The 20,454-nt window shown below is 49.5% G+C and carries 17 protein-coding genes; 5 read left to right on the forward strand and 12 right to left on the reverse strand.

Annotated features, from left to right (window positions below):
* Positions 1-241: 241 nt before the first annotated feature.
* Positions 242-2,080, forward strand: a complete 1,839-nt coding sequence (locus tag ACPAOP_RS07720) for a GGDEF domain-containing protein (protein ID WP_423709852.1) — start codon at positions 242-244, stop codon at positions 2,078-2,080.
* A 76-nt stretch (positions 2,081-2,156) separates the two neighbouring features.
* On the opposite strand, the gene serS is transcribed toward ACPAOP_RS07720, so the two are convergent.
* From serS to ACPAOP_RS07740, 4 genes are all read right to left on the reverse strand, one after another.
* A complete protein-coding gene (gene serS, locus ACPAOP_RS07725) occupies positions 2,157-3,452 on the reverse strand; it encodes a serine--tRNA ligase (protein WP_423709853.1) in 1,296 nt (431 codons plus the stop codon).
* Between the two features lie 328 nt (positions 3,453-3,780).
* A complete protein-coding gene (locus ACPAOP_RS07730; RefSeq protein WP_423709854.1) occupies positions 3,781-5,082 on the reverse strand; it encodes a replication-associated recombination protein A in 1,302 nt (433 codons plus the stop codon).
* Between the two features lie 31 nt (positions 5,083-5,113).
* Entirely contained in the window at positions 5,114-5,776 is a 663-nt protein-coding gene (lolA, locus tag ACPAOP_RS07735) for an outer membrane lipoprotein chaperone LolA (RefSeq protein WP_423679476.1), read from the reverse strand.
* Between the two features lie 74 nt (positions 5,777-5,850).
* A complete protein-coding gene (locus ACPAOP_RS07740; RefSeq protein ID WP_423709855.1) occupies positions 5,851-8,196 on the reverse strand; it encodes a DNA translocase FtsK in 2,346 nt (781 codons plus the stop codon).
* A 247-nt stretch (positions 8,197-8,443) separates the two neighbouring features.
* Between ACPAOP_RS07740 and trxB the strand changes: the two genes are divergently transcribed.
* Positions 8,444-9,391, forward strand: a complete 948-nt coding sequence (gene trxB, locus ACPAOP_RS07745; RefSeq protein WP_423679474.1) for a thioredoxin-disulfide reductase — start codon at positions 8,444-8,446, stop codon at positions 9,389-9,391.
* Between the two features lie 12 nt (positions 9,392-9,403).
* On the forward strand, positions 9,404-10,039 hold the full coding sequence (locus ACPAOP_RS07750) for a Smr/MutS family protein (protein ID WP_423679473.1): 636 nt from the start codon (positions 9,404-9,406) through the stop codon (positions 10,037-10,039).
* A gap of 19 nt (positions 10,040-10,058) precedes the next feature.
* Here the strand turns inward: ACPAOP_RS07750 and ACPAOP_RS07755 are convergent, their stop codons facing one another.
* The 3 genes from ACPAOP_RS07755 to ACPAOP_RS07765 are packed head-to-tail and all read right to left on the reverse strand — an operon-like array spanning position 10,059 to position 13,193.
* Entirely contained in the window at positions 10,059-11,195 is a 1,137-nt protein-coding gene (locus ACPAOP_RS07755) for an ABC transporter substrate-binding protein (RefSeq protein ID WP_423682318.1), read from the reverse strand.
* A gap of 30 nt (positions 11,196-11,225) precedes the next feature.
* The gene (locus tag ACPAOP_RS07760; RefSeq protein WP_423679472.1) at positions 11,226-11,564 is read right to left on the reverse strand and encodes a P-II family nitrogen regulator; all 339 of its coding nucleotides are present in this window, start codon (positions 11,562-11,564) and stop codon (positions 11,226-11,228) included.
* 15 nt (positions 11,565-11,579) lie between these two features.
* The gene (locus ACPAOP_RS07765) at positions 11,580-13,193 is read right to left on the reverse strand and encodes an NAD+ synthase (RefSeq protein ID WP_423709856.1); all 1,614 of its coding nucleotides are present in this window, start codon (positions 13,191-13,193) and stop codon (positions 11,580-11,582) included.
* A 27-nt stretch (positions 13,194-13,220) separates the two neighbouring features.
* Between ACPAOP_RS07765 and ACPAOP_RS07770 the strand changes: the two genes are divergently transcribed.
* Together ACPAOP_RS07770 and ACPAOP_RS07775 are read left to right on the forward strand one after the other, a co-directional pair.
* Complete coding sequence (locus ACPAOP_RS07770; RefSeq protein ID WP_423709857.1) at positions 13,221-14,381, forward strand: GNAT family N-acetyltransferase; 1,161 nt, start codon at positions 13,221-13,223, stop codon at positions 14,379-14,381.
* A 79-nt stretch (positions 14,382-14,460) separates the two neighbouring features.
* Positions 14,461-15,459 carry a serine/threonine protein kinase gene (locus tag ACPAOP_RS07775; RefSeq protein ID WP_423709858.1) on the forward strand — a complete coding sequence of 333 codons (999 nt, stop codon included), beginning with the start codon at positions 14,461-14,463 and terminating at the stop codon, positions 15,457-15,459.
* Positions 15,460-15,554: 95 nt separating this feature from the next.
* Here ACPAOP_RS07775 and ppa read toward each other — a convergent pair whose 3' ends face one another.
* From ppa to hemC, 5 genes are all read right to left on the reverse strand, one after another.
* Entirely contained in the window at positions 15,555-16,091 is a 537-nt protein-coding gene (gene ppa, locus ACPAOP_RS07780; protein WP_423679468.1) for an inorganic diphosphatase, read from the reverse strand.
* 101 nt (positions 16,092-16,192) lie between these two features.
* Positions 16,193-17,389, reverse strand: a complete 1,197-nt coding sequence (locus tag ACPAOP_RS07785) for a heme biosynthesis HemY N-terminal domain-containing protein (RefSeq protein ID WP_423679467.1) — start codon at positions 17,387-17,389, stop codon at positions 16,193-16,195.
* A gap of 3 nt (positions 17,390-17,392) precedes the next feature.
* Complete coding sequence (locus tag ACPAOP_RS07790; protein ID WP_423679466.1) at positions 17,393-18,547, reverse strand: uroporphyrinogen-III C-methyltransferase; 1,155 nt, start codon at positions 18,545-18,547, stop codon at positions 17,393-17,395.
* On the reverse strand, positions 18,544-19,332 hold the full coding sequence (locus tag ACPAOP_RS07795) for a uroporphyrinogen-III synthase (RefSeq protein ID WP_423709859.1): 789 nt from the start codon (positions 19,330-19,332) through the stop codon (positions 18,544-18,546). The genes ACPAOP_RS07790 and ACPAOP_RS07795 overlap by 4 nt, the downstream gene beginning before the upstream one ends.
* Positions 19,325-20,272 (reverse strand): hydroxymethylbilane synthase, encoded by a 948-nt coding sequence (gene hemC / locus ACPAOP_RS07800; protein ID WP_423709860.1) that lies wholly within the window; start codon positions 20,270-20,272, stop codon positions 19,325-19,327. The genes ACPAOP_RS07795 and hemC overlap by 8 nt, the downstream gene beginning before the upstream one ends.
* Positions 20,273-20,454 lie beyond the last annotated feature (182 nt).

Here is a 20,454-nt window from a genome sequence, read left to right on the forward strand (position 1 = left end):
TAAAACGAAGCCGCTGATTATAGCAAAAAAATCTTTGCTTTCCTAGCAAAGTGCGATTCGATCACGCATCCATTTGATGGTGCTGATGTTAATTTATTCCCGTAAAGCAATAATGACACGCGCTTGTCATATCAACTAATTATATTGTTGCTATTGATTGTTTTTGCGTCTGCAGCCTGAAAAGCCAGCGGCGCGTTTTTGGGAAAGCCGCCAAATGAACAGCGCAGCGTCTGAGGAAAGAATGGCCATCGTGCATCAGCACCTGGCAACCGCCAATATTGCCGCCGGTGCGCCGACGGGTCATACCGATGCGATGACGCTGGCGCATTTGCAGCGCATCATCGAACAACGCTCGCTGACGGCGCGGTTCCAGCCTATCGTTGAAATGCAGAATGGCGATATTCTGGGTTACGAAGGCTTGATACGCGGCCCGTCTGACAGCCCGCTGCATTCACCGATTAATTTATTTAAAGCGGCGGCGGCGCATAATTTAACGGTCGTGGTCGAACATCTGTGCCGCAAGATCGTGCTGGAAGAATTTTTCGCGCAAAATCTGCCGGGCAAACTGTTTCTGAATGTCAGCCCGGAATGCCTGATCCAGCGCGATGTACGCTATGGTGAAACGCTGGATTACATTCATCAGTTGGGCGTGAATCCAGAGCGGGTCATTATCGAGCTGACCGAATATCAGCCGACGCATGATTACGCTTTGCTGTCGGAGGCGGTGGTTCATTATCGCAGCATGGGTTTTGAAATTGCGATTGATGATCTGGGCGAGGGCTTTTCGAGTCTGCGTTTATGGTCGGAATTAAAACCGGATTACGTCAAAATCGACATGCACTTTATCCAGGGCATCGATCATGATCCGGTGAAGGCGCAGTTTGTCCGCTCGATACAAAGCATTGCAGAGAAATCGGCGACGCGGGTAATTGCCGAGGGCATAGAAACGCATGCGGAATTGCTGATGGTGCGCGATATCGGCGTGGCTTGCGGTCAGGGCTATCACATCGCCCGCCCTCACCCGACGCCAAGCAAGGCGATTCCGGCGGAGGTGGCAAAGGCACTGGTGTCGCATCATCAGCATCTGTCGCGCCGGGCCTCGGGCTTCTTCGAGCAAACCGCGGCCGTTGAAAAAATTCTGAAAGAAGCGCCCTCGATACCATCGACCATGCTGAATAATCAGGTCGATGATATTTTTCTGCAGAACCCGAAATTACAGATGATACCGGTGGTCGATCATGGCACACCGATTGGTATCATCAACCGCTATCACATGATTGATCGCTTCGCGCGCCCTTATCAGCGCGAGTTGTACGGCAAAAAATCCTGCAAGGTGTTTATGGACCCCAACCCGGTGGTCGTCGATAAAAACACCAGCATGCAGGATGTCAGCCATATCATCGTGGAAGCGAATCCTGAGCATCTGATCAACGGCATCATCATTACCGATCAGGGGCAATATCTGGGCATTTGTACCGGGCCGGATCTGATGCGCGAAATCACGCAAATGCAGATTACCGCTGCACGTTATGCGAATCCGCTGACGCAGTTACCCGGTAACGTGCCGATTAATGAACACATTGATCAGTTGCTACAAAAACAGCAGAGGTTCAGCGCCTGTTATTGCGATCTCGATCATTTCAAGCCGTTTAATGACGTGTATGGTTACCGGCGCGGCGACGATATTATTCAGATGACAGGCGATGTACTGAAACGGCATTGCGATTCGCAGATGGATTTTATCGGCCACATCGGCGGCGATGATTTTATTATTCTGTTTCGCAGCGATGACTGGGAGCAGCGTTGCAGCGATATTCTGCAAAGCTTTGCAACCGAGATTCAGGATTTTTATAACAATGAAGACCGCGAACGCGGTGGTTATCTGAGCGAAGACCGGCAAGGTAAAAAAGTATTTTATCCGCTGGTGAGTCTGTCGCTGGGCGTGGTCAAATCCAGCCCGAATCAGTTTTATTCGCACCACCAGATTTCGATTGCCGCCTCTGAAGCGAAGAAACAGGCGAAGAAAATTCACGGCAACAGCTTGTTTGTCGATCGCCGCTCAGAAATGAAACAGGCATAAAAAAATCCCGCGTCTTTGCATTCGACGCGGGACTTTTTTTCAAGATCAGCTCAGTTCATCAGCCATCTCGGCTTCATTAAGCTGCCGGCACTAATTTTTCCATGCCGCCCATGTAAGGACGCAGCGCTTCCGGAATCACGACAGAACCGTCCGCTTGCTGGTAATTTTCTAACACCGCCACCAGCGTACGTCCCACCGCCAGGCCAGAGCCATTCAGCGTATGCACCGCTTCCGGTTTGCCCTGCGCATTGCGGAAACGTGCCTGCATGCGACGTGCCTGGAAGGCTTCCATATTCGATACCGATGAAATTTCGCGGTAAGTATTTTGTGCTGGCAACCAGACTTCCAGATCGAAAGTTTTGGTCGCGCCAAAGCCCATGTCGCCGGTACACAAACTGACCACACGATATGGCAAGCCCAGCTTTTTCAGAATCGCTTCGGCATGACCAACCATTTCATCCAGTGCTTCCATGGATTTTTCCGGATGGACGATCTGCACCATTTCCACTTTGTCGAACTGATGCTGACGTATCATGCCGCGTGTATCACGGCCATAGCTGCCTGCTTCAGAGCGGAAGCATGGTGTATGCGCGGTCATCTTGATCGGCAATGCCTCTGCCGGGATGATTTCATCACGCACGGTGTTGGTCAGTGTCACTTCGGATGTCGGGATCAGATACAGGATTTCGCCCTCGCCGTCTTGTCCGCCTTTTTTGACAGCGAACAAATCTTCTTCAAACTTCGGCAACTGGCCGGTACCGCGCATGGAATCAGCATTCACCATGTATGGCGTGTACATTTCCGTGTAGCCATGTTCGACAGTTTGCGTGTCGAGCATGAATTGCGTCAACGCACGATGCAGACGCGCCATGCCGCCTTTCATGACCGAGAAACGTGAACCGGTTAATTTGACTGCGGTATCAAAATCCAGACCCAGTGCAGAGCCGATATCAACGTGATCTTTAATCTCGAAATCAAAGACAGGCGGTGTACCGACTTTACGGATTTCGACGTTCGCGGTTTCGTCCTGTCCCACGACCACAGATTCGTGCGGCAGATTCGGTATCGTCTGTAAGAATGCCGTCATGGCGGTCTGCACTTCTGACAGACGCACCTCTGAGGCTTTCAATTCGTCGCCGATGCCGCCGACTTCGGCCATCACTGCGGAAGCATCTTCGCCTTTGCCTTTGAGCATACCGATTTGTTTGGACAAGCTATTGCGCTTGGCTTGCAGTTCTTCGGTGCGGGACTGGATCTGCTTACGTTCACCTTCGAGTGCGTTAAACGCATCGACATCGAGTTTGAATTTACGGGTAGCAAGACGCGCGGCAACAGCAGCGATATCTTTACGCAGGAGTTGAATATCTATCATAGTGATCTGATACGAATAAGTGGAATGAGCTAATCGGCTATTGTAGCAAGGGCGGGCGAATTTCCCTAAACTTATAGCATGCGACCGCGACTGAATTTCAACGCCAGCCAACGCATGTAAATGCAAATAATGGGGAGTATATGAGCAAAATCAGCCTATCTCTATACAAACAAAGGGGGATAGGCTGGCAAAAACAGATACCCGGGGGAGTATATTTGAGGCATTTTTCTGCTTTTTAAGCGATTTCTGAACGTTTTTTTTACTGCGTTTTGACGTTCGCAAATGCGCTCAAACCTGATCAAGCGCATCAGCAAATCGACGGACGCGGTTAAATGCCATCCGCCTCGTCATCCAACCGCCGCAGATACGCCAGCTTTTCTGCAATTTTGATTTCCAGTCCGCGCGGTACGGGGTGATACCAGGATTTGCCTTCCAAGCCCTCCGGCAGATAAGTTTCGCCAGCGGCATACGCATCCGGCTCATCGTGGGCATAGCGATACAGTTTGCCGTAACCGAGTTGCTTCATGAGCTTGGTCGGCGCATTCCGCAAATGTTCAGGCACAACACGCGATTTATCTTTGGCGACCAGCGCCCTGACCGCGTTATAGGCTTTATAAACAGCGTTCGATTTCGCCGCACACGCAAGGTAAATCACTGCCTCTGCCAGCGCTAACTCGCCTTCCGGCGAACCCAGACGTTCATAGGTTTCAGCTGCATCCAGACAGATACGCAAAGCACGCGGATCAGCCAGACCAATATCTTCCGACGCCATACGAACGATGCGGCGCGCCATGTAGCGTGGATCAGCGCCACCATCGAGCATGCGTACCAGCCAATACAACGCAGCGTCCGGATTTGATCCCCGCACGGATTTATGCAAGGCAGAAATCTGATCGTAAAACGCATCGCCGCCTTTATCAAAGCGTCGCAAAGCATCACCCAGACACTCACTGAGTAACGCAGGATCGACGACAGTCAGATTTTTGGCGGTCGCAGCATGCGCCACGATATCGAGGTTATTCAATAATTTTCGACCGTCGCCATCGGCGCTGGACACCAGACTGGCTTTAGCTTCCGGCAATATCTGCAAGCCATCGAGCTGACGCTCGCAGGCGCGATCCACCATCAGCGCAAGATCATCATCCGTCAGCGATTTCAGCACATACACAGCGGCCCGCGACAGCAAGGCGCTGTTGACTTCAAATGAAGGGTTTTCGGTCGTTGCGCCGATGAAGGTAAACAAACCACTTTCGACATGCGGCAAAAAAGCGTCTTGCTGGCTCTTGTTGAAACGATGTACTTCATCAACAAACAGGATGGTGCGGCGTTGCGAAGTCGCCTGCAGAATCTGCGCACGTTCAACGGCTTCGCGGATATCTTTAATGCCCGATAAAACGGCGGACAAAGCAATAAATTCGCAATGGAAAGCATCTGCCATCAGGCGCGCCAGCGTGGTTTTACCGACACCCGGCGGGCCCCACAAGATCATCGAATGTGGCTCGCCAGACTGAAACGCAACGCGTAGCGGTTTACCCTCGCCCAGAATATGCTGCTGCCCGATTACATCATCCAGCGTCGCCGGACGCATGCGCTCTGCCAGCGGCGCGAGCTTCTTACGTGGTCCGTTCATCCTGTAATCTTATTGACCATGACTACTGACATTACTGACGGAACACATCTGCCCCGGCAGGGACGACAAATTTAAACTGATCTGCTTTCAAAGCAGGATTTTTTTCCATGCTTTTGAGGGTCACCAGCGACACCTGCCCGAACTGATCGCGCAGTTCTAACGCATACGGAACGCCGTCTTTCATGCCGATGCCGATATGGTCAAACTGGCTGCCTTTGGTCTTGGCGGTTGCTTCCAGCCATTCCAAACCCTGCTTCGATGACACATCTTTGAGAACGAAATTTTTATCCAGATCAGCCGCACCGGCACTGCCAAACAAAATCGCTGCCGGGCTGGAGCCGAGTGCGCTCCCCAGTTCCTTGATCGTGACCTGATTCAGGTCTTTATCAAAAATAAAAAGCTTCTCACCGTCCGCCTGCAATACTTGTTCATACGGCTTTTGGTAAGTCCAGATGAATTTACCGGGACGGGCGAAGACGAATGATCCGCTGAAGGTTTTGGAAACTTTCGGGTTACCATCCACCATTTTGATCTGCTGCTGAACGAATTCCCCTTTAGCACTTTTGGTATTCGAGACAAAGGATTTGAATTGATCGACTGCAGACGCCATGGCGATTGCGGGTAACAGCGTGGTGGCAACAACACATGCCAGCAGGCCACTTGCCACTTTAATTACTTTACTTTGCTTCTTCACTGATTTTCCTTGATTACTATTCTGTACTGCTCATCATAACGACCGCTTGATCCGCCTGTCGCTACTATCCATGGCTACTCAGCATTTCCGACCGGGACCAGAATTTCACGGTTGCCATTCGACTGCATCGTCGATACGACACCGCTTTGTTCCATTTGTTCCAGCAAACGGGCAGCGCGATTGTAACCAATGCGCAAATGCCGCTGTACCAGCGAAATCGAAGCGCGGCGGTTTTTCAGCACGATCGCCACGGCCTGATCGTACAAGGCATCGGCCTCGCCGCCACCAGCAATTTCACCGGCAGCGCCACCTTCACTGCCCTCTTCGAGGGTACCACCTTCCAGTATACCTTCGACATAGTTAGGCTCACCTTGCGCTTTCAGATGCTCGACAACACGATGAACCTCGTCATCCGACACAAAAGCGCCATGCACCCGCACCGGCAAGCCGGTTCCCGGTGGCATATACAGCATATCCCCCATACCAAGCAGCGTTTCCGCCCCCATCTGATCGAGAATCGTGCGTGAGTCGATTTTACTGCTGACCTGAAACGCGATACGGGTAGGAATATTCGCCTTGATCAGGCCGGTAATCACGTCCACCGATGGTCGTTGCGTTGCCAGAATCAAATGTATACCCGCTGCGCGCGCTTTTTGCGCAATACGGGCGATCAGCTCTTCCACCTTTTTACCCACCACCATCATCAGATCGGCCAACTCATCAATGATGATGACGATGGTTGGCAATTTATCGAGCGGTTCCGGCGCATCCGGTGTGAGGCTGAATGGATTCGGAATATGTTGTTCTTTCTTTGCCGCTTCTGCGATTTTGACGTTATAACCAGCCAGATTACGCACGCCCAGTTTCGACATCAGTTTATAGCGGCGCTCCATTTCAGAAACCGCCCAGTTCAGAGCATGCCCAGCTTGGCGCATATCCGTCACCACCGGCGCCAGCAAATGCGGAATACCTTCGTACACCGACATCTCCAGCATCTTAGGATCGATCAGTATCATGCGCACATCGTTAGGATCAGACTTGTACAGCAGTGACAATATCGTCGCATTAATACCAACAGATTTACCGGAGCCCGTTGTACCCGCCACCAGCAAATGCGGCATCTTCGCCAGATCGGCACAAATCGGATTGCCAGCAATATCTTTACCGAGCGCTACGGTGAGGCTTGATGAGCTGTCGTGATAAATTTTCGAGCTGAGAATTTCTGTCAGGCGGACAATCTGCCGTTTCGGGTTCGGCAATTCCAGCCCCATGTAATTTTTACCGGGAATGGTTTCTACAACCCGTATCGAGGTCAGCGACAACGAGCGTGCAAGATCACGCGCCAGATTGACGATCTGACTGCCTTTCACGCCAGTCGCGGGTTCAATCTCATAACGGGTAATCACCGGCCCCGGATACGCTGCCACCACTTTAGCTTCGACGCCGAAATCAGAGAGTTTTTTCTCGATCAGACGACTGGTGAATTCCAGCGTCTGCACACTCACGGTTTCCTGTACCGGCGGCGCGTCATCGAGCAAAGAAAGCGGTGGCAGATTCGTGTCTGGCAGTTCATTGAACAGCGAAACCTGTTTCTCTTTTTCCACGCGATCAGAACGTGGCACGGCAACCACCTGAGGCTCGATACGTATCGGCGATGCTTCCACAATCTTCGCCCGTTCCTGCACCACTACTTCTTCGCGCTTGACTGCGGCAGTCTGACCAACACGCCGGTCTTCCGCCGCCGCGTATTTATTTTGTATGAACACAAAAACGGTTTCTATCGCCGCACCGGTTTTTTCTGCGATCGTCAGCCAGGACACCTGAAAATACAAGCTGATACCTAAGGCCATCGCCATCAGCAACAACAGGGTCGCACCGGTAAAACCCATTGCGCTGTATGCAGCAGAACCAATTACATTGCCCAGTACACCGCCGGGAGCCAATGGTAATGGCACGCTCAGCGTGTGCATACGCAAAAACTCCAACCCCATGCTGCCGCAAATCAGCAGGGCAAATCCGGTGATGCGCGCCAGGAGGTAAGGCAAGCCTTCCTCTTCGCCGTTTTTCGTTTCAACTTGCATAGACAGCCGGTCGGCCAGATGACGGTAAGACTTCACGACCTGACGCAGGCAAACGATACTCCACCACCACGCAGAAAAACCGAAGATATACAGAACAACATCCGCCAGCCAGGCACCGAATTTCCCACCCAGATTATGGATTTTCGGAACAACGCTGGACTGCGACCAGCCCGGGTCAGATTTCGAATAGGTCGCAAGGATTAATATCAGGCAAATACTTAATGCAGCGAAAACGAGCCAGCGCGCCTCCATCAGCAACACCATCATTTTATTGGGCAGCGGCGGAGGTGGCGGACTTTTACTGCTACGGGTGTAGGCTTCGCTGTTACTTGTAGTCATAAATCAGGAAAATGTTCATCCGGACAACCAAAGACTGACAAGATAGCATGTTAGAGCCCGCTCGCCAAACACCGGGTACCTCACGCAGGGCCAGAGGATAGACTATAATTCGCGCTGATCTGCAGATGGCAATGAAATGAAAGCGACCACCGCTTGCTTTTTTCTGCGGCAACACCATCTGCAAGCAACGAAGGCATCGATTTTCCCGTCTGGCCTCCCCTTCAACTCTTTTTATGCAGGTCTGCTCATGTCTACATCTAAAAAACACGCTCGCGTATTGATTCTCGGTTCAGGTCCAGCGGGTTATTCCGCCGCTATTTATGCCGCCCGTGCCAATCTTAATCCGGTATTGATTACCGGCGTAGAGCAAGGCGGACAGCTCATGACGACCACCGATGTCGAAAACTGGCCCGCAGATCCGCTGGGCGTACAAGGTCCGGAGCTGATGCAGCGTTTTCTGCAACATGCGGAACGTTTTAATACTGAAATTATTTTCGATTACATTCATACCACCAAACTCAGTGAAAAACCTATCCGTCTCATCGGTGATCAGGGTGAATACACTTGCGATTCGCTGATTATTGCCACCGGAGCCTCGGCACAGTATCTGGGCTTACCGTCCGAGCAGGCTTTTATGGGTAAAGGTGTGTCTGCATGTGCCACTTGTGACGGTTTCTTCTATCGCGGCAAAGAAGTCGCGGTTATCGGCGGCGGTAATACTGCAGTCGAAGAGGCACTGTACCTGTCAAATATTGCAAGTAAAGTCACAGTCATTCACCGTCGCGACAAGTTCCGCGCAGAAGCGATTCTGATCGACCGCCTGATGGCGAAGGTTGCAGAAGGCAAAGTCGAGATTAAATGGAACCACACGCTGGACGAAGTGACAGGTGACGACTCGGGCGTAACTGGCATCAACATCAAATCGACGGATGGAGTAATTACACAAGTGCCCGTCCATGGTTTATTTGTGGCGATTGGTCACAAACCGAATACAGGTATTTTTGAAGGTCAGCTGGACATGCACAACGGCTATATCAAAACCCGTACCGGTACCGAGGGCATGGCAACCGCGACCAGTGTTCCCGGCGTATTTGCTGCTGGCGACGTACAGGATCATGTTTACCGTCAGGCAATCACCAGCGCAGGCACAGGCTGCATGGCAGCGCTGGATGCGCAGCGTTACCTAGAAGAGTAATCCGGCTCATTTATGTCCTCGCTGAAAAATTTTGCTGACCTGAAGGCTCTGGGTCAGCAGCTTAAAGCACAACAGGAAGCCCGGCAGCGGGCTGAAGCGGAACGTCTGGAGCAGGAAAAAAAAGCAAAGGCAGAAGCCAATATTTTCCGCTCCAGCATAGGGATGGTTGAACCACTCAAAGTAGCGCTCAAGCATCAGGCCAGCCCTGTACGTCCTGCACCGATTCCATTTCAATATATTGCTGACGAAAAAGCAGCCTTGCAGGAATCGCTCTCTGATGAATTTGATGCCGACTCTTTACTGGAGACGGACGAAAATCTGAGCTATACCCGCCCCGGAGTCGGCGTTGATGTCGTCAGAAAATTACGCAAGGGGCACTGGGTGATCCAGGCGCAATTAGATTTGCATGGTCTGCGCCGCGATCAGGCCAGAGACAGTCTGGGTGATTTTCTGAGGCGATGCGGTAGAAACGGCGTTCGTTGCGTACGGATCATTCATGGCAAAGGTCTGGGTTCTGTCAATAAAGAACCAGTTCTGAAGCATAAAGTGCGGAACTGGCTGATCCAGAAAGATGAAGTGCTGGCGTTTAGTCAGGCGACCGCCGCCGATGGTGGTTCGGGTGCGCTGATTGTATTGTTGAAGGCCTGAGTTTCCTCAGGCCTTTTTTTCAGTTCTTGAATTTTCCGTCTTTGCCTATCATGGTCATATCAACAAATTTTGATCCATTGTGATTCGACGATGAAAAGTTAATATCAAAACCACCGGCATCATAACTCTTGGTATTCAGCGATTCTAATGAGGAAATCAGTTTTTCACGGGTCAGATTCTGACCTGAACGACGAAGCCCCTCCACAAACACCTTCGCCGCGATAAAACCTTCCAGACTGGAGAAATTCAGGTCTTTAATACCGGCCTTATTCATAATTTTCGTGTATTCACCAACGACCGTTGCGTTTGCTGCAGACCACGGGAATGGTACTACCTGAGAAATAACAACGCCCGGGCCATCTTTACCCAAAGCATCGGACAAAGCCTGACTACCGACAAACGACACATTATAAAATTGCCCGGTATATCCGAGACGGCGCATTTCTTTGATTAAAGCTGCCGAAGAAGAATAAGCGCTGATCTGAATAATGACGTCGGGACGCTTTGCCATCATTTTCTCGACGGCTTTGGCTACGTCAACGCTGTTGCGCTCCACCGTCGCAGTGTCAATCAACGGAAGATTTTTTTTCTTCAATGCCCGCTCCACTCCCGTCAGGCCAGATTTACCATACGCGTCATTCTGATAGAACACGGCAATATTTTTCAGCCCGGTATTCACCAGACGATCGACCAGATGTTCGGTTTCGTCAAAATAGCTGGCGCGAATGTTGAAAATTAACTTGTTGAATGGTTCCCGCAGTGACTGAGCGCCAGAATATGGCGCAAAGAACGGTACTTTGGCTTGCGTGAATATCGGTGTCGCGGCATTGCTGGTTGGCGTGCCGACGTAACCAAACAATGCAAACACATCATCAGTTTCTATCAGCGCCTTGGTGTTGGCAGCCGCGATATCAGCCTCGTATTTATCATCACGTTTGATGATTTCGATCTTGCGTCCAAAAACGCCACCAGTACTGTTCACGTGATCGAAGTAGGCTTTTGCGCCTGCATGCAACTGTATGCCCAGTTGCGCTGCAGGCCCCGAAAAAGCAGCCGACTGACCGATAATAATTTTATGCTCACTAACACCATTTTCAGCGACCGCTGGCATGGCCAGCATTGCCGCAAATACAGCTGTGAGTAATCTGGATACCATCATAGACTTATACCTGGTTTAGATAATGAATCAGACTGCTTCAGCGCCAGTTTCACCAGTACGGATACGAATCACCTGCTCGACATTCTGGACAAAAATTTTGCCGTCACCTATTTTTCCGGTGTGCGCGGCTTTGATAATGGCATCGACAACGTTATCGCAAATTTTGTCATCGACAACAACCTCCACTTTAATTTTGGGTAAGAAGTCAACTACATATTCAGCGCCGCGATACAACTCCGTATGCCCTTTTTGACGACCGAATCCTTTGACTTCAGTCACGGTCAGACCCGTAACCCCGACGTCTGCCAGCGCTTCACGCACTTCATCTAACTTGAACGGTTTAATGACAGCTGTAATTTGTTTCATGATGAATTTCCTTTTTTAGTCTCTGAATTTTGAGGTGATCGGGTAGCGCCAGTCGCGGCCAAACGCCCGGTGCGTAATCCGCACACCGATAGGCGCCTGGCGACGTTTATATTCATTTATTTTAATCAAACGGGTGATTCGTTCAACATCCTCTTCGCGATATCCTGCTGCAATAATATCTGCGCGGGATTTGTTTTGCTCCATGTATAACTGCATGATGCCGTCAAGTATTTCATACGGCGGCAAGGAATCCTGGTCGGTCTGATCAGGACGCAGTTCGGCCGAAGGTGGTCGTGTCAGAATACGTTCCGGAATAATGTCGGTGATACTGTTTCTGTATGCGCATAAGCGGTATACCAGTGTTTTAGGTATATCCTTGATTACAGCAAAACCACCAGCCATATCACCGTACAAAGTGCAATAACCGACTGCCATTTCACTCTTATTACCAGTCGTCAGTACGATGGAGCCGTATTTATTCGATAAAGCCATCAGCATCGTTCCGCGTATCCGCGCCTGAATATTTTCCTCAGTCGTATCTTCTTTTAAGCCTGCGAACTCTGTACTCAGGGTGACTCTGAAAGCGTCAAAACAGGCGCCAATGGAAATTTCATCGTAACGCACAGCAAGGCGTTCAACCATATCCCGCGAATCAAGCAGCGATATCTCTGCGGTATAGGGAGAAGGCATCATGATTGCCCTGACCTTTTCTGCACCCAGAGCGTCAACGGCAACCGCCAGCGTCAGAGCCGAGTCGACACCGCCCGACAGCCCAAGCAATACACCCGGAAATCCATTTTTTGCCACATAATCACGCACACCAAGTACCAGGGCATGATAGACCTGAGATTCTGTCGTTCCCAACTCTGGCAAAGGCTGAGATAGCGGCTGCGGACCGTCAAATTCAATCACTTGTAAAGCAGTATCGCAATGAGGTAACTGGGCAACAAGTTCCCCCTGCTGATCGAGGACAAAGGAATTGCCGTCAAAAATCAGTTCGTCCTGGCCACCCAATAAATTGGCATAAACTAATGACATGCCTGCAGAGCTGACATTTGCACGCATGACGTCAAGGCGTTGCTGCTGCTTATCAATGTGAAATGGCGAGCCGTTCGGTACCAGTAACACCTGTGCCCCGGCATTTCTGGCAGCCAGAGGTGCCTCTTTAAACCAGGTATCTTCACAGATATTGATACCAAAACGCACGCCCTTGACGTCAAATACGCATGCAGCAGAACCAGGAGAAAAATACCTGACCTCATCGAACACCATATAATTAGGCAGATTGCGCTTAAAGTAAGATCGGATAACGCTGCCGTTCAGCAAAATGGAAACCGCATTAAAATGTTGACCATCTTTCGCTTCAGGATGCCCGACCAATACATGAATATCTTTGAATGCAGCAAGTTGCGCAGTCAGATCGGACAACACACGCTGAGTTTGCAGGTAAAACCCGCTTCTTAACAGCAGATCCTCAGGAGGGTAACCCACCAGAGACAATTCCGGTGTTACAACAATATCTGCTCCCTGCTCAGCTGCCTGCCGGACATAATCTACTATTTGCGCAGCATTACCGGCCAGATCCCCGACCGTACTATTCATCTGAGCAATGGCAACTTTAATCGTCATAATCGTGCAATTTGAAAAAATCAAAAAATGGAATTAGTTTCTATCAGCCAGTATTATCGCATGGGCTTTGCAAGTTCTCTCTCTGATATTGGACAAGAACAGTGGGACAATTTACTGAAATCCGATCCGTCCACGAATCCCTTTCTCTCGTATGCCTTTTTAGACGCGTTGCATACGTCAGGATCTGCCGCGGCAAAAACTGGCTGGGCTCCTTATTTTTTAACCATATGGCAAGATAAAACCTTGGTCGGCGCATGTCCGCTTTATCAGAAGATGCATTCCTATGGCGAATATGTCTTTGACTGGTCATGGGCGGATGCCTACCGGCAGCATGGCTTACAGTACTATCCCAAACTGCTGTCAGCGATTCCATTCACCCCTGTGACAGGAAGCAGAATCATTGCAAGCGACGATATTGTCAGAAATTTGTTACTGGAAAACTTGAAAAAAATAACGCGGTCAGGGAATTTTTCCTCCTGTCACATCTTATTTCCTGATGAAAATCAAATAATCCAGCTGAAAAATGCAGGCTTTATGATCAGAGCGGGGGTACAATTTCATTGGCAAAATGATCAATACTCTGACTTCAACGGGTTTCTGAATACGCTCAACAAGAAAAAGCGTAAAAACATTCGTGCCGAACGAAAGAAAATACAAGAGCTCGGTATTGCCTTCTCACATGTACAAGGGAAGGATGCCAATGCTGACGACTGGCTGTTTTTTAAACGCTGTTACGATGCCACATATGAAAACCATCATTCAAAACCTTATCTGAACCTTGAATTTTTCACGCAGATTGGCCGCACGATGCCGCAGCACATACATCTTATTTTCGCGATAAAAGATGGAAGAAAAATTGCGGCTTCGCTCTTAATATTCAGCAGCAATAAAGTTTATGGTCGCTATTGGGGTTGTGTTGAGCATTATCCCTGCCTGCATTTTGAAACAGCTTATTACCAGGCGATCGAGTTTTGCATACGACATCATATTCAAACATTTGAAGGCGGGGCTCAGGGGGAGCACAAAATGGCAAGAGGATTTCTCCCCCAGAAAACTGGTTCAGCACATTTTTTAACTCATCCCGAATTCAGCAATGCCGTCGCTCATTTTCTGCAACGAGAAACGAATGGAATCGAACTTTATCTGGACGATTTAAACGAACATACCCCATACAAACAAGCCACTTGAAATTTAATATGCTTCAAGGCATGCTGCTGAAATGCAACAAAATAAAATAATACAAAATACTCCGAATAATGCGATGAACATGCACAAACGAGCAGGTCGCTTCTATCTCACAGAAAAACTGGGTACAGGATCGAACGGCACCGTCTTTCGCGGTCATGATCCGGTCATAGACCGAGACGTTGCCATCAAAATACTCAATGCCAGTGGTAACGCGGCAGACAAAAAACAACGCGAGCAACAATTCATTAATGAAGCACGGGCTGCCGGCAGACTTTCTCATCCGAATATTGTGACGATCTTTGATGCCTCCAGTGAAGGAGGAACGACATTTATCGCGATGGAATTTCTCGGAGGGCAAGATTTAAAAATGATGCTGGCTGCGGGCCGGACTTTCGACTTTATAGAAACCACAGATATCATTCAGAGAATTGCCGACGCCCTTGCCTATGCACATGAGAAATCCGTCATTCACCGCGACATTAAACCCGGCAACATTTTCATATTGACCAACAATCAGCCTAAAGTGGTCGATTTTGGCATTGCCCGCGCACCCAATCGTCTGCTGGACGAAAATCAGCCAGCAAATGTCACACTATTCAACAACAACATTCTCGGTACGCCCAACTACATGTCTCCGGAACAGGCAATGGGAAAACCCGTGAATGCACAGACTGATATCTATTCGCTTGGTGCGGTCATGTATGAAATGCTGACGATGCAAAAGCCATTTCAAAGCAACGACATTGATAAGCTGTTGCATCAAATTGCCTACAAAACGCCGAAGGCACCGTCCGAAATCAATCCCGGTATCCCTGAGTCACTCTCGAGAATCGTCATGAAAGCCATGCAGAAAGAGTTGAGTCATCGCTACCAGACTGCCCGAGAGATGTCGGACGATTTACAAAAAGTCCTTGATCGCGATAAAAGACTGAAGCGCAAAAGAGGTAAAATCAGTCAGGAAAGTGCGCAAAAGAATATCCGCACAGAGAGCACTCCTCTTCTCTGGTTCAGCCTGGCAGCGATCCTGATTGCACTCGCTTTTGCAGTCATGGTCAATCTGCCACGCGCCGGTCTTTAACCTGTAAATTGACATTACAAACGTCAGCGAAGCGCAGTTCAACCTGAATAAAAAAACGCGGCTACTGAGGCCGCGTTTTTCTTAGAGAAACTTGCTTATTTCTGAGCTTTTTTGAAATTCTCCACACCATCAAGAATTTCTTTTTTCGCCTCATCCGGACCAGCCCAACCTTCAACTTTGACCCATTTGCCTTTTTCAAGATCTTTGTAGTGCTCAAAGAAATGTTGAATCTGTTTCAGGCGCAGTTCATTCAAATCTTCAGGCTTTTGCCAATGTGTGTAAATCGGTAAAATTTTGTCAACAGGAACTGCTAACACTTTCGCATCCTGACCACCTTCGTCAGTCATTTGCAGGACACCAATTGCACGGCAGCGAACAACGACACCAGGAATCAAAGGGAACGGTGTAATCACCAAAACATCAACCGGGTCACCGTCACCAGCGATAGTCTGCGGAACATATCCGTAGTTGCATGGGTAGTGCATTGCCGTACCCATGAAACGATCAACAAAAATAGCGCCGGTTTCTTTATCAACCTCGTATTTAATCGGATCTGCATTCATAGGAATTTCAATGATGACGTTAAAGTCATTTGGCAGATCACGACCTGCTGGTACGTTATTCAAGCTCATGTCACTCTTTCTTAATAGATATCAATAAAGTCAATTTACCGGACAAAATTATATCGGTTTTATCGATGGATTTGTGCAACGCAAAAGACAAGACCGTCAATTTACAGTGTTGTTGCGATTGCACATTGCCTGTAATGATAAGCCGCCTCTTCGTCCTGTCCGAGCGCCTCATGCAGCTGCGCCAGTTTCAGATTCGATTCAGTCACTGTACGGGCAGAAACCGCGTCAGACAACGCTTGCTCCATATGACGCTGCGCCTTGCCCCATAATTTCTGACGGAGGCAAAGTACACCAAGCGTCAACGCCAGTTCCGGATCGGTAGGATGATTCAGAGACCATCTTTCGCAATGTTCAATCTGCGACAACAAGGCAGCCGACCCTTCGGCTGCCGCTGCATCACGGTATGCACGCAGCAAACGCTCATCCCACTCCTCTGCCAGAGACTTCTCAACAATCGAGCGCGCCTCGTCAAACAAACCTCGGGCATTAAACGCATTCGCAGCCTGATAAGCGATAAAGGCCGATTTCCTGTCATTTGCAGGAATATCAAACCAGACACGACGCAAAGACTCAGCGTCGTGCTCATGCCCCTTCAACAAATCCTCGTAGGCCAATTCCTTCAGCCTTTTTGAGAGCGCTGGATGGAGCGCATGATGTTTATCGAGTGTACGAACCAGTTTCAAGACATCAGCCCATTTCTGCGCTTGCTGATTTGCTTTTAAAGCCCAGCGCAACACCTGAATATGGCGGCTACCATTGGCATGCAGCTCCTTGACAGCCTCCAGCGCCTTATCTGACTGATGCTGATCCACCAGCAGCTCGGTCGCACTGACCAGTCTGGCGACTTTATAATTGTTGTCTGCCTCGATTCCTGCCAGCCACAGATCCCTGCGTTCAAATTGCCCCATGTGATGCGCTGCCCGCGCACCAATCAAGGCAGCAACACCAGCGTTATCCGGCAATTCGGCGGCACGAATCGCCGCTTTTTCAGCATATCCGAAACGTCCTTCGAATAAGGTTTTAAGCGACTCTCTCAATGCCTTGTTACCATCACGTTCACGCTTTTGCTGCCGGTAAGCTGCAACTTTCTTCGGCATCTTGCGAGTGGTGACTATCGCTCCGAGAATAACGTAAAGGACCAGGAACAGCAGTGCGACCAGAAAGAGAAATAAATTTAACGATAAATCAATTCTGTATGGAGGATAAAACAGCACGACGTTTCCTGGATTGAAACGCGCGCCTATCGCCAGTCCAACGGCAAGAGAGAACAGAATCAGAAGCCGGATAAAAATTCGCATACGTTAAGGCTTCACTTTGTAGTTGCGTACTGCATTTAAACTTTCTGACAGATTTGGCATCTCTATCGACAAATTACTGCCCTGTACCTGACGCAATAAGGCTTGTGCATTCTGCGTCTGTTTTGCTCTGGTGTCGAAATACTTTGAAATTGCATCTTGCGCCGAAACCAGATCACTACGGAACACACTCTCATTTCTGGCCAGCAAAGCGAGTCGTGCATTCAACAGACGCAACTTCAGATTTTCGCGCGCAAAATACGATTGAGAAGGCGTCAACAATAATGCATCCGGTGTTTCCACATTGCGCACACGAATCAGTTGCTTCAATTCCCCCCACATCTCACTTGAAAAACTCTGCCAGGCATCCTGCAAACGCATAGACAAAGTAATTTCTTCCGCTTCTGCTACTTTTTTATCCTGTTTTGGCGCACGCTGGCCTTTAGAGATAATTCTCAACGGTGCTTTTGGCGGAGTCGGGGAAACCACCGATTTTTCATCAGCCCACAAAGGAATATGATCCACTTGCGTGATGACGCTATCAAGGCGTAATGCTATTCCGGGTAGATCCAGTGCCGGCAAAGATTTCAGACGGTCAATATCTTTGGCGATCGCTCTTCTGATCGTAATGAACTGGGGTTTATCGGATTTGGCCAGACGCCCGTCTGCATTCTGCAATGCAATTAACGCTCCCTGGACGTTACCAGCCAACTGCAATTGCTGACTGGCGGTAGCCAGTACCTGCTCAATTTCAGCCAAAGCCCACTCATCTCGGTTTTTTGACAGATCCTGATATAGCTGCTCCAAAGCCAGTTGCTGGCTTTGAGACTCCATTTGTTTGCTCTCAATCAAAAGCACTTTGGCCTGAATTTCTTTTGTCGTTTCCTGTACATTTTTTGCCAGCAACTTCGTCTCATTGCTGGTGGTGTCGGCACTCAATAAACGTCGCGCGACCTCTTCTTTCAGGACACTGATCTGATTTTGCGAAGACCACCATTGTGCGGCCAGCAATACAGCCAGGATGCCGGAAATCAGAAACGAAGGATGCGTCCAATTACCTGCCGATTGAGCAGGAAGCGCATTAGCCGCGGTCGCGGCTATGGATTGATCAGGGCTTTGGGATGGCAAAGAACCCCCTGTATTTGTTTGCTGTTCATTCATACGCTGGATTGTAACGCGACAAGCACCTGTTCGTCGCCTGACGCGGTTAAAGTGATGGAATGAAACCCCAGTACCTGCGCCGTTTCGGCAATACGGACGTGGGGAACGATAAGATGTTGATGTTGGATTTTTGCCACGGCATTGTCACCCGATAATTGCCCGCACCAGAGAATAAGGGTTCGCAATGCTTCAGAACTAGTGATTACCCAGTCATTGTCGGACTGAAGCAATGCATCTAATTGCGTCCGCACCGAAATGCTGAATTCAGGAGCACTCCGCCGGTAAGCAGCCAATTGCTTCACACTGACACCACGTGAACGAAAAGCATCGGCTAAAAACTCCCTGCCCGTTGTTCCTCTCACCAACAATACCTGCTTACCAGCCAACGCAGCAAAATCAATCTCCGCCGCAAGCGCTTCGGAATCTGTTTTTAATTTATCAGAAGGGCAGATGATCGTCGTATTATCAGAATTCACCCCATGGCGTACTAATGCAAGTCTGCTCCCCTCCCCTACGACACCAATCGGAAGCTGCGGTGGCCATTGCCTGACATGAGAAAAAAATGCGTCGATGGCATTCGGGCTTACAAAGACAACCAATGCGTAATGGCTGAGGTGAGCGACAACATCGATGATCTCCGACTGATCTTCCAGTGGATGTATTTCAAGGAGCGGAAAAAACTGGCAAGAACGCGAAATTGCATTAACTTTCGCTACAAACTCCTGAGCCTGCGCCAACGGGCGCGTAACAATCACGTTCCTGACAGACATGCGCAATTTACTCAACAATCTGCGCTTTACATAAAGCCAGAATGCCCTCGGCATCTTGGGCAGACAAAGCCTGCGCCAGTTGCAAACCGAGTGCTGCAGGGTTTGAGGCATCACCGAATACCTCAGCACTGGCTACTCTCTGACCATCAGGCGTAGCGACCATACCGCGCAAATGCATTTTGTGATCGGCGACGGTTGCAAACGCCGCTAACGGTATCTGGCAACTTCCGCCAAAAACCCTCGATACTGTTCGTTCAGCAATAACTGACTGTGACGTTGCCAAATGATTCAACGGGGCAAGCAACTCAAGTAAATCAGGGCGCGAGTCAGACACTTCTATCGCCATAGCTCCCTGCCCCGCTGCGGGTAAGCTGGCTTCCGGCTCCAGAAATCCGCGTATCCGTTGCGGTAGTCCGAGCCGCTTTAATCCTGCTGCAGCGAGTATGATTGCAGCGTATTCGCCTTCATCAAGCTTGCGTAAGCGTGTATCAAGATTTCCCCGCAGAGGACGAATCACCAGATGCGGGAACCGTGCTGATATAAAAGCCTGACGGCGCAGACTACTGGTACCGACAACTGCACCCTCTGGCAAACTGCTCAATGAATCATAATCATTGGAAACAAATGCATCCCGGGGGTCCTCGCGTTCTAAAATGGCAGCTAAAGCGAAACCATCTGGCAATTCCATAGGAACGTCTTTAAGAGAGTGGACTGCCAGATCGGCACGCCCTTCAGCCATCGCCACTTCCAACTCTTTAACAAACAACCCCTTCCCGCCGACTTTCGACAAAGCACGATCTAAAATCTGGTCCCCGCGGGTCGTCATTCCAAGAATATCGACCTGACACTCGGGGTATAAAGTTAACAACTGGTCACGCACATGTTCAGCCTGCCACATTGCCAACCGGCTCTCTCTGGAAGCAATGACCAATTTTTTGGGAGAAACTGCAGTCAAAATAATTTTCTTTCTAAATATTCAGGCAATCAGATGTCATCTGGTAAATCGAGTGTGCCGAATTTTACCATTCAGAAATCATGATTTCGTCGGTTAAACTATTGAAAATTTGCAGACTTTTTGATCAATCCAAGCAAACTTGACACATAATCGGCGGTGACGGCATCATAACGCCTTGATTA

It is taken from the genome of Undibacterium sp. WLX3042 (assembly GCF_049544825.1).
In the GTDB taxonomy this organism is placed as follows: Bacteria; Pseudomonadota; Gammaproteobacteria; order Burkholderiales; family Burkholderiaceae_D; genus Undibacterium.